A 10,394-nucleotide genomic window follows, 5' to 3' on the forward strand; every position below is an offset into this window, starting at 1 on the left:
CTTTTGATGCAAGCGCGCATGGGAAAGCTCAACCTGGACCGAGTCCAATGGCCATTGCTGTTTATTAGCAACAAGACGAATGGTCATTGCTGTACAAGCACCCAGGGCAGCCAGAAGATGCTCATAAGGGTCGGGACCCAAGTTTTGTCCGCCGGCTTGTTCTGGTTCATCTGCTAACCACTGGTGATCGTCACTGTAGACTCGTTGTGTAAAAATGTGATCCTTTTCCTCAACGACAACATGGCCCTTATCAACTGATTTGGACTGTTTTTCTTTCACTGACAAGTTAATAAGATATCGGCTTGCCCAGGCAGCGATTACTTTAGCAGCATACTGAGCGTCTTCTTGCTGACTCAATAAATGATCTGCTTTATCCAGACTAATAAAACTTTTAGGGTGAGCGGCGGCTTTATAGATTTTTTCTGCCTCATCAATTGATACGATTTTATCACTGGGGGAGTGCATAATCAGTAACGCCTTACCTTTAGTGCTTATAATCGTTTGCTGATATCGATCAATATCCTCAAGAAACTGTTTTTTAATTGAAAACTGTTTTGGGCCCAGCTTGACTTTGGCACTGCCTTTGTTTTCTATTTCAGTCAAATCAGCAGAAAAATGTTCTTTGACATGTTGTGCCGTTGCGGGTGCACCAATGGTCGCAACCGCCTGGACTTCTTTAATCTGTTTTGCAGCCAGCAAAACCGCAGCGCCGCCCAGGCTATGACCTATAAGCATTTCGGGTGCTTGATACTCCTTCCGCAAAAAATCAGCCGCTGCAACTAAATCTTCTACATTAGAAGAAAAGTTTGTTTCAGAAAAATTTCCCTCACTACGGCCAAGGCCAGTAAAATCAAAGCGCAACACGGCAAATCCATTCAGGGCCAGCTCTTTAGAGATGCTTCGTGCTGCTGCTATATCTTTCCCACAGGTAAAACAGTGTGCGAATAACACATAGCCGAAGCATTCACTGACAGGTAGCTCAAGCTTACCTTCAAGTTTCATATTGTTACTGTAAAAATAAATAGTTTTTTGCATAGAACTTCCTTATTTAACTGGTCTTCCCTAGAGTACCTTTCTGGCTCGATGTATTAATACAATGGGTTCGTTTGTGCTCCTTCCAGCATGTCGCATATTTCATCAAAAGACAATTGTTCAAAAGAGGTCAGTGGTTCAACAATTATAGAGAACAACGTGAGGTTTGCATCTCAAAGCTCATTTTATTAATGACTTCAAATCCTGGCCAGGTAAAACAGCTGCTCAATGGCAATTGTCGTGTTTTTCCAATGATTAATTTTTATTTTTGATAATATGGATGCTTATTAATTTGAAGATAAAAAAATGAGTGAATTAATTGTTCTAAAAAAGCAGCTACTCCAGCACGAAAATAAATCGAGCGCGGTCAATATACGTAAATTTTTTAAAAATTCCCAAGACGATATATTTTTAGGGGTTTCGACAGTTTTGCTGCGCCAGATAGCAAAGCATTTCATTACTCTTTCACTGACTCAGCTTCTTGAGCTTATGAGTTCGGATGTACATGAGGAACGCGCCATTGCGTATATCATACTGTGCTTAAAGTTTAAAAAGGCCGATGAAAAAGAGCAACTGGATATTTTTAATTTTTACATTGACTATCGACATACCATTCGCGATTGGGATGGCGTAGATGGTGTCGCTCCCTATGTTGTTGGTCCTTATCTTTTAAACCGTGAAAAAACATTACTCTACACGTTAGCCAACTCTAAGAGCCTTTGGGATAGACGCATCGCTATTATCTCTACCTGGTGGTTTATTCGTCAAAATGAAATTGAAGATGCGCTTAAACTTGCTGAAATTTTGCTTTCAGATCAGGAAGACTTGATTCACAAGGCAACAGGTTGGATGTTACGAGAAGTTGGTAAGCGAAATATTGTTGCGTTAAAGCGATTTCTTGAACTACATCATGCCCGCTGTTCTCGCACTACTCTAAGGTATGCAATTGAAAAGTTTTCACCCGAGGAACGTCAATATTATTTAAATTTAAGGTAGGAAGACCCATGAGAATTGATTTTTATACACATGTACATCAGTGTCAACGGAAGCAAATGTTCAATCTTGCAATGCATGCAGGCGAGATTAATTATAATGAGCCGGAAAAGCTCTTGCCACTTGCCGAAGGGCTTGCTGTCTTTTTAAGGGATATACGCAGTCATGCTGATCACGAAGACATTTTTATCCATCCATTATTACGTAGAAAAATGCCAGGTTCTGCCCGTACTCTGGATAATGAACATGAAGAATTAAAAAAAGAATTATCAAATCTGGAAGAAAATTTTGCGCATATTCAATTATTAACAAATCAATACCCGAAACGCCAGGAACAAGGGTTAGAGTTTTATCGTGCACTTAATCGCTTCATTGCCAATTATCTTTGCCATATAGATAAAGAAGAATATGTTATTCAAAATTTATGGGAGATTGCTGCTGCCCCAGAATTAGGTGGAATGATGATGGCATTTCAAGTTTATAATAATCCCGAAGAAGGTCGAAAATGGCTGAGTAATAATTTGCCAGGTATGAACTTTGACGAGCGTGTATTGATGTTTAAAACAGTGGAACTGATGGCACCTGAAAGTTGTTTCTTGTCAATGAGTAAGATAGCTGAAGAAATTGTCGGAGATAATGCCTGGCAATCTGTAAAACAACATTGTGATAAAGTAATAGCTTAGAGTATCTCCCACACTGTTTTTAACAGTAAATCTATGGAACTATCGGGGCAGGGATTGAATTTTGTATTCAACGATTAAAATTCAATCCTGACCCCGAGATACAACGTTTCTGTCTTGATGTAATGCAACTACATCAGGAGGAATTTTCTCCCAGAAATTGCCGCGAACTGCTTTATTATAACCAATGCGAAATAGCTCATTCATTCGCTGCTTATCAAACATCTCATCGGATTTGGAGACGTAATTTGCAGGCACATAAGTTAGATTAAAATCTACATTTTGTAGCAAGGCACATAAATAAATGAAAATGACATCCGCACTCCCTTGCGCTGCGAGCACGCTATCCAACGCTTGTCGGCCTATGGACAGTAGTTTTGGCTGGACTATCTTATAAGGAAAACGATTTTGGTTATTCCGGATAACAAATATTTTTACATTAGGTTTCTGCTTTAATTTGAAATAGCTGCGTGCAGTATGAAGATCAGAGCCTAATCGACTTAAAAAAACGGCAAAGGTGGTTGAGCCATCCACATGCATTTCATGGTAGGATTTTCCTTGGTTAACAACATCAATATAGACAGGCGGTAATACAGCGGGAATACTTGCGGAAGCCAATAATATTTTTTTGAATAAAATTATTTTCTTTGGATTCCGGCTTGCAGCTAAACGAGTTAAATCCCATACCACTAATTTTCTAGAATAAAGATTGGTAGTACCGACATATAAACGCCTTCCTTGATAAAATCCCTTAGCGATATCATCGAGTAATTGAGGGGTAATGTAACGGTCTAATAAGTTCTGTAATGGCTTATCTCCTTTTAGCGATTCACCACCAGTGACAAGAGTCCATAGGATGGGTTTGTCTGTAATGACATCTTTGGATGTGATGGTGGTATAGACCTCTTTGAGAGGCTTGTCGTATTTTGGACCAGCAAATGCTAACGGGGCAATTAATGCTCCAGTACTGATTCCAGTGACTGTCGTAAAAGAAGGACGTTTTCCAGATTTTGTCCAACCATTAAGAATACCTGCACCAAAAGCACCATAATCGCCTCCGCCAGAAATAATCAGCAGGCTAAAAAAATTTTTTTGGTGGAACATCGTGCCTGGATAAGTTTTGGCTAATTGTTTTATCCGTTCAAGTGATTGCTTTTTGATTAGAGGATTGGAGGAGTTGGTAAATTCGGTTCGCACATCGGGAAAGTCGTTTATTTGTACAGCGTTTTCCAGTTCAGCGGGCACCGGATTCGTTTTACCAGCTATTTGGCATCCGCTTTGGCTCAGGACTAAAAAAATAACGAATATGATTTTTTTCATCGAATACTTAATCCTTTAATGCATTAAACTGGATATCAAGTTGAAATCTACGCAGATATCAATAGGAATCTCCATTCCTTATTATGCGATGGTTTAAGGGATATAAACGCGAAGCCTCTATTGTCAAAATTGTTTACCAATTTTAATCCCATAAACTATTTCATTAGGCGCATTGCTCACAATATCATAATTAACATTAGGAGTTATTTCCATGGTGGATCCAATCTTAAAAATATAATTAAATGCTCCTCTTCCCAAGAACTTACTTTTACTTCCTTCTTCAAATTTAATGCCTGGGCCAATGCCGATGGTAATGTGTTTTAAAAAGCTTAAGGTTAATAAACCCATAGTTTCAATTTCATGATGTTGCTCTTTATTATTCGGAGTATTCTCAACATTCAAAGCAAAACCAAAAGGGATGGCGAGTGTTCTGTGATATTCCAGACCGTAAGTAAAATAATTATAATTTCTTATTTCAGTGCCTCCAAGGAACACAGCAAGCAGGTTCTTATTTTCTTCCCTTGTATGTTTTGGTGTTTCCGAAGCATAAATGAAGTCAATGGATAAGAGTGTTAGGAGAACAATAAAACGTCCTAATTTTTTTGTAATGCCTTGTTTCAATCTAGATCCCCAAAAATGAATAAAATCAGTGAGTAAAGTAAATTGGTTTGGTGCAAGTCCAGGTGGGCAGAAGAAGCCCTGACCTATCCCAATTTATCTCAATCAAAAGTAATATTGAATTGATGGATTAGAAATTAAAATCTTCACCATTTTGCAAGTCTAAGAGTTTATGAGCGAAATGCATACTCCTAAGATGTTTGTTAAGAGAACTTAATCCAATAACAAAAGTCTAAAATAATAGCCAGCGTAGCCAGCGTAGCCTGGTTGCTTGCAACCAGGATTTATCAAAAAAACTGCCGGGGCACCTATTTTTTTACATAGCCTTAAAAGATTAGAAAATCAAATTGGCTCACGAGTTATACAACATCCGAAAAATGGGAGTAGAGAGTTCTCAGGGTATGATTTTGGTGAATGAGGTATAGGGAATTAAATTGAAATCCTGGTTGCAAGCAACCAGGCTACGCTGGCTTTTAACTCGAGCCGGATCATAAGACAAAAGAGACGCAACTGCATTATTCGATGCAGTATGCATTGACATTAATTGGCGACTTCACAAGTAATTTTGGTGCAATCTCGACAATTTTGAGCTGCAGCAGAAAACGCACCAAGAGCTGAAGAAGCAGAATTGTCCGATCTAACCTCAGCAGATTTTTCTTCTTCCGTGGTAGCTGCACTTGCATTAGTGCTGCATGCCCAATTTTTACTCATGTCTGTTGCCGAGGCAGCAGTGGCCGAGGCAATTACCAAAACGCTACCTATTATCAATGTAGAAATATTCATTACTCTTTCCTTGTCTTTAAGCATTAAAAAAGAATGTACCCTGGCTCAAAAAATAGTTTTATTATAGAACAAGCACAAAGAATCTATGAAGCCAAGGTTTGAATTTTGTAACGCTTAAAATTCAAACCCTGATTCCGTAAGGTATAGAGTTTCCCCTCCAGGATATAGCGTCTGGAGAAAAAATAAAACAGCTAGCGTAGCCTGGTTGCTTGCAACCAGGATTATTAACCCTGTGTGTGAAACCCGGATTGGTAAAAGAAGCTACGTAGCCTGGTTGCACGCCACCAGGCTACGCTGCAATACATTCAAAAATATCTTGTTGTGTAAATAGTGTTGTGGATTCCGCGGACAAGCCGCGGAACGTAGGAAATAAAATATCATCTATAAAATTAGTGGGATCTCTCAGCGCGGTAAGTAGGCTGTAAGAAGATAAATATATATTATTTTCTGTCTATCTCTCAAGGTTGTCCGCGTAATCCACTAAGAACCAAAACCCCAGCCGACAGTTTTTCCTTTTACTTTTTTTATAATCAGTGCTCCAAGATCGGAAACACTGGTTTTAGAAATTTCAAATGAACCAAGAGAGTTTCTGGAGAGTGTAAAAATGATGGTTCCATCTTCTTGTAGCTCCCCTAAACTAGTTATAACCATCACTAACGCTTGGCCAAAGTAGGTAGGTGAGTAATAGGCATAGTATTTTATTGACGGCATATTAAGCATAGCAGCGAGTTGATCGACCCAATGAGTTTGAATCCATTGGGCAGTTTTTTCGACGTCAGAGCTTGGATTGCTGAGAATAAATTGCTGGCTTAAGGCCGGAGAATCTTCCATTCCAACAGAAATATAAGTTTTACTGCCTAATGTAGTGCTCCAGCTTCCATCATAAGCCTCCAGTTGGAAGTGATTATTAAAGTGCATTGAGAAAGCATCTAAATCTTTCGATTGATAATCAAAAGAACCTTTGGCGATTAAGGTTATTCCGTCCCACTGTGAGATGGGAGCTGTAAAGTCCAAGAACAAATCAATGCCATAGAAAATATTTTGCAACATGGCTTCATAATCAGTTTTTGTATTTTGATTGCGGTATTCTTCGCTCATATTTCGTAATGCTGTCAGTAGAAGCTCAACTAAAGATCCTGGACCAAAACCATTACCACGAATTTTCCAAGATCCAATTTTTAGATCATCTCGTTGATCCTGTAGCTCGAAAGAGAAGCTCTGCTCGTTCTGCTCAAGCTCAATTTTTATCAATGGATGGGTATTTTCTTCGAGCTCGGCGGAAGCTAGTAATTTGAAATGGATTTGGCCTTCAGCGCCGAGAACGAATGCCTTCAAAAGAGACTGAGCCAAATTAAAGGTAGTTTTCTTCTTATTGATTTCTTTGCCAATTCTTTTAACAGGAGTAGCATTTAAATCTAAGGTTATCTCTCTTCGTCCTTCATGAGTCACGTTAGAAATAAGTAAATTCAGCGAGTTGAACGAACGCTCCCATTCGTTTCCATCTTGAGTTATTAACTTAAATAGCACATTGGGTCCCACAACAGAAATTTGTGCGGTTTCATCGAATGGCGGCCAATAGTCACCTGCTAAAGCATCGAGAGTTTGCCCATTGTTGAGGGTGATTTTTGCGGTTAGATCGTCTGCTTCGATACGCAATGTTTGAATGATGTTCTGATTTTTTATAAGTCCCGCTATATTGAGTTCATAGCTAGCTGCACAAAGAGGAATAGTCACCAATTGAATGCAAAGTAAGGTAAGAAAAGAAAGAAAACGCATTACTATTCCTGCTAAATTCAATAAAAACGAATTATGTGAGTAAATTATTCACAAAGTCAATGATTTATACTAATGATGAAGTCAGATCGGCGGAAGGGGCAGGGCTTGAATATTGCTAATGAAGCAATAAGAGTGTTTCTAACTAGCGTAGCCTGGTTGCTTGCAACCGGGATTTATCAAAAACCGCCGGACGGCACCTTTTCTTTACATAGCCTTTAAGAGATAGAAAATCAAATTGGCTTCACGAGTTATATAACATCCGAAAAATGGGAGTAGAGAGTTCTAAGGGTGTGATTTTGGTGAATCAGGTATAGGGAATTAAATTGAAATCCTGGTTGCAAGCAACCAGGCTACGCTTGCTTTCTGAAATTTTCAAAAATGAAATCTGCCAAGGATTTGATCCTAGACTAGTCGTTAGCGTTTTAAAGAATGCAGGATGGTTAGAGCCAAGGAGCGATGGGAAAAGCTCACAGAAGCCAAGAATTAGGGGAATCGGCTCACCGAGATGTTACGTTCTTACTGGAAAAATGTGGGAGGATGATGAGAGTATTCTAAATACTGCCCCACGTGCCCCATATTCCTATTTACAATGTGGGGCAGTTCCAGTTCAGCGTTAAATAACATGTCCCACTAATTCTTTTGTCCCACTCAAAAATCATCACAAGAACAATGAGATTATTGCACACTAGGTTTGCTTCCAAGATCAACGGATTATGAGCCCGTCAATTTAATAATAACCAATTGATTTTATTATAATTATTGCCGAGATAACCACTACAAATGTCCTACGATGTATAACAGTGTCGTACCCAAATACACAAAATCCCCACAGCTATATATTAGAAGGGGGGTACGCTTTTTCCACATTAACATTAAACCTAATAGCCTTACATTTATTCCTATAGCCTTCAGTACACAAAAAAGAAAGATGCCTGTCTCTCGTTGCTATATTTACTATGGCCATCTCATTCCATCCCCTCTCTTTAAGAGCAGAATCTATGGGGGCAGGGCCTGAGCCATCCCGTCAAATATTTGGACAAAAGAATTTTTAATACCCTCTATCTATGATCTTAAATTGCCTATTTTGATTTGAGTTTCTGTCATTCCGCGAAGGCGGAAATCTATTTTTTAACTACTCCATCACTTTGTTGGTAAGGCGGATGTCCAACCTGCGCAGAAATGAAATAATTTATAATCAACAAGGTTTTAAATTGAACGAAGTAATTGAACAAAAATTTGACGGGATACGTCAGGCCCTGCCCCCCATTGTACTGCTAACTTGAGTGTTGATCGCCTCGTCACAAGCACTTTAAGTGCAAAAAATACGTAGACCATCTCATATTTTCTTCATCGTAAGAGAGAAAAATTAACAATAAGGTTAAATTTTAATCTTTATGGTGCAATCATGAAATTTAAAATTCAAGACATTGAAAATTGGCTTTTTAATATGAATGGTGCAACCCCACCTAGTGGCGCAAAATTTCCTCATTCAAGACTTTACGGGCGTCAACAGCAGTCTTATGCACCTAAACAGGAAACTTCCTCTTTGGAATCTGTAGGTGATGGTGTTGTTTCTAAGCGCGTGCAAATTCATTCTGGTGGTGTAACGGATATAAGAATAGCGGCAGGAAAAAAGGGAGCTGTTGCCACATCAAATAATGGTGACTTACTGACTGGTTGTGGTTTTGCTGTTGCCAAAGCAATTATTAATGCAGCCGGTGCTGGATTGCAGACGGAAGTATATAACCGCTACGGCGTTCCTGGAGTCATGGAAACCCCTCAGCATGGTAAAGACAACTATGGTAAGAGTGAAGGCAGAGGGTATGCTATCAGTTGTGACTCTTATGACATGAGAGCTACTCATAATATCGATAAAATTGAAATGCTTACTGTTCCTTATTTAGTTGGTAAAGAAAACGAGGACGGTGTAGAAAACATGTACTATGAAGCTTTTGTTCATAACAAAGATTTAGATTACATGATAGTTCCTATGGCTGGTATGAGTCATCCTCTTCTCGAAAATAGCTCTGATAAAAGTGCTCGATTGACAATGAATGCTTTCGAAAGGTTCGTTCGTGATTATCCAGACTCAAAGCTAAATCTTGTATGTGCCATTTTTAATGATAAACAGGCAGAAGAAAATTATAAAAAGCACGTAGTTGCTAAGGATGCAATTTTAGCAAAAGAGTTAGAAGCTCAACATAAACAAAATGCTGTTCACGCTCAACCGGTTGTTGCTCATGTTAAACCAACTTGGTCAAGCACAGTTGAAGAGAAAAGCGAAGGATCAAAATTTATACACCAAAGCTCTGATACTGATTATTTCGTTACTGGCGTTGAAAAGCATGGCAACGGTTATAAAATACATGGAGCAAATGACAAAGGTGAGCCTCGTTATGTCATTATCGACGAACAGGGAAATGCCAGAGGCCACAATGGTCCTCAGCTGGGTTATGTTGAAAAGCAATTGTTTACTAATAGGAAAGCAATTTTCAAACAGTATGGTGTTGAAGAACCGAAACCTCATCAGAAACAAGGTGCTCAGCAAGTAAATAAATGGGCAAGTTTTAAAGAAGCTCATACCTTGCAGTCAAGCGCGGAAAAAGATAAAGCTGAGAATATCAAATGGGCAAATGCTGCAAATAAGTTGGGTTACCCTGATGCATGGGTTTTTGATGTTAAAGATTCCCACAAAGCGTTTTCTTTCAAGGATGGGAGTCAGGCAGCTCTTTTTGCAAAGAAATTTCCTCATGTAGCTACTTATCAAGAAGGAGATTATCATAAAGTTGTTTTAAATAAATCTCAGCTCAATAATCTTTTACAGCCAGCTATAAAATCTAATTTGAGTCAACCAAACGTTGTTACGGCTCAACCGAATGCAGGGATGCAATCTGTCTTTGAGAAATCTCAACATCAAGACAAGCAAGGCAATATTCATTTAGCAGAAACTATAAAAAAGGTTGGTTATAACAATGTAATGGTTTTCGACTGCAAAGATAGCAAAGGTTCACCCTACAAAGAGTTTTCTTTTAAAGATGGGAAGCAAGCAGCTGATTTTGCCAAGCTTGCTCATGTAGCTACAGCTCAGGCTGGAGGTTATCAGGCTCTCCCCCAAATGTAGGGGCACTTTAATCGGATTAAAGTAATCTAACTCTTTGATTCCGCAATCAAAAGAGGGTTAAAGTGCCAAGA

General features: G+C 38.9%; 9 protein-coding genes. 5 read left to right on the forward strand and 4 right to left on the reverse strand.

The window, feature by feature from the left end; all coding sequences use genetic code 11:
- A partial coding sequence (locus Lfee_RS13300) for a bifunctional alpha/beta hydrolase/OsmC family protein (protein WP_156413405.1) occupies positions 1 to 1,035 on the reverse strand: 1,035 nt, incomplete at its 3' end.
- A gap of 303 nt (positions 1,036 to 1,338) precedes the next feature.
- Between Lfee_RS13300 and Lfee_RS13305 the strand changes: the two genes are divergently transcribed.
- Both Lfee_RS13305 and Lfee_RS13310 read left to right on the forward strand, forming a co-directional pair.
- Complete coding sequence (locus Lfee_RS13305) at positions 1,339 to 2,028, forward strand: DNA alkylation repair protein (protein WP_058447488.1); 690 nt, start codon at positions 1,339 to 1,341, stop codon at positions 2,026 to 2,028.
- A gap of 8 nt (positions 2,029 to 2,036) precedes the next feature.
- Positions 2,037 to 2,708, forward strand: a complete 672-nt coding sequence (locus Lfee_RS13310; RefSeq protein WP_058447489.1) for a hemerythrin domain-containing protein — start codon at positions 2,037 to 2,039, stop codon at positions 2,706 to 2,708.
- An 81-nt stretch (positions 2,709 to 2,789) separates the two neighbouring features.
- Here the strand turns inward: Lfee_RS13310 and Lfee_RS13315 are convergent, their stop codons facing one another.
- Together Lfee_RS13315 and Lfee_RS13320 are read right to left on the reverse strand one after the other, a co-directional pair.
- Positions 2,790 to 4,025 (reverse strand): patatin-like phospholipase family protein, encoded by a 1,236-nt coding sequence (locus tag Lfee_RS13315; protein ID WP_058447490.1) that lies wholly within the window; start codon positions 4,023 to 4,025, stop codon positions 2,790 to 2,792.
- A gap of 123 nt (positions 4,026 to 4,148) precedes the next feature.
- Entirely contained in the window at positions 4,149 to 4,646 is a 498-nt protein-coding gene (locus Lfee_RS13320; protein ID WP_058447491.1) for a hypothetical protein, read from the reverse strand.
- Between the two features lie 625 nt (positions 4,647 to 5,271).
- On the opposite strand from Lfee_RS13320, the gene Lfee_RS17105 reads away from it, so the two are divergent.
- Positions 5,272 to 5,493, forward strand: a complete 222-nt coding sequence (locus tag Lfee_RS17105) for a hypothetical protein (RefSeq protein WP_156413399.1) — start codon at positions 5,272 to 5,274, stop codon at positions 5,491 to 5,493.
- Positions 5,494 to 5,906: 413 nt separating this feature from the next.
- On the opposite strand, the gene Lfee_RS13330 is transcribed toward Lfee_RS17105, so the two are convergent.
- Complete coding sequence (locus Lfee_RS13330; RefSeq protein ID WP_058447493.1) at positions 5,907 to 7,202, reverse strand: hypothetical protein; 1,296 nt, start codon at positions 7,200 to 7,202, stop codon at positions 5,907 to 5,909.
- Positions 7,203 to 7,274: 72 nt separating this feature from the next.
- Between Lfee_RS13330 and Lfee_RS17110 the strand changes: the two genes are divergently transcribed.
- Both Lfee_RS17110 and Lfee_RS13340 read left to right on the forward strand, forming a co-directional pair.
- Positions 7,275 to 7,421 carry a hypothetical protein gene (locus Lfee_RS17110; protein ID WP_156413400.1) on the forward strand — a complete coding sequence of 49 codons (147 nt, stop codon included), beginning with the start codon at positions 7,275 to 7,277 and terminating at the stop codon, positions 7,419 to 7,421.
- 1,186 nt (positions 7,422 to 8,607) lie between these two features.
- On the forward strand, positions 8,608 to 10,323 hold the full coding sequence (locus tag Lfee_RS13340; protein WP_058447495.1) for an outer membrane protein assembly factor BamD: 1,716 nt from the start codon (positions 8,608 to 8,610) through the stop codon (positions 10,321 to 10,323).
- Positions 10,324 to 10,394 lie beyond the last annotated feature (71 nt).

The organism is Legionella feeleii, assembly GCF_001467625.1.
Classification (GTDB): domain Bacteria; phylum Pseudomonadota; class Gammaproteobacteria; order Legionellales; family Legionellaceae; genus Tatlockia; species Tatlockia feeleii.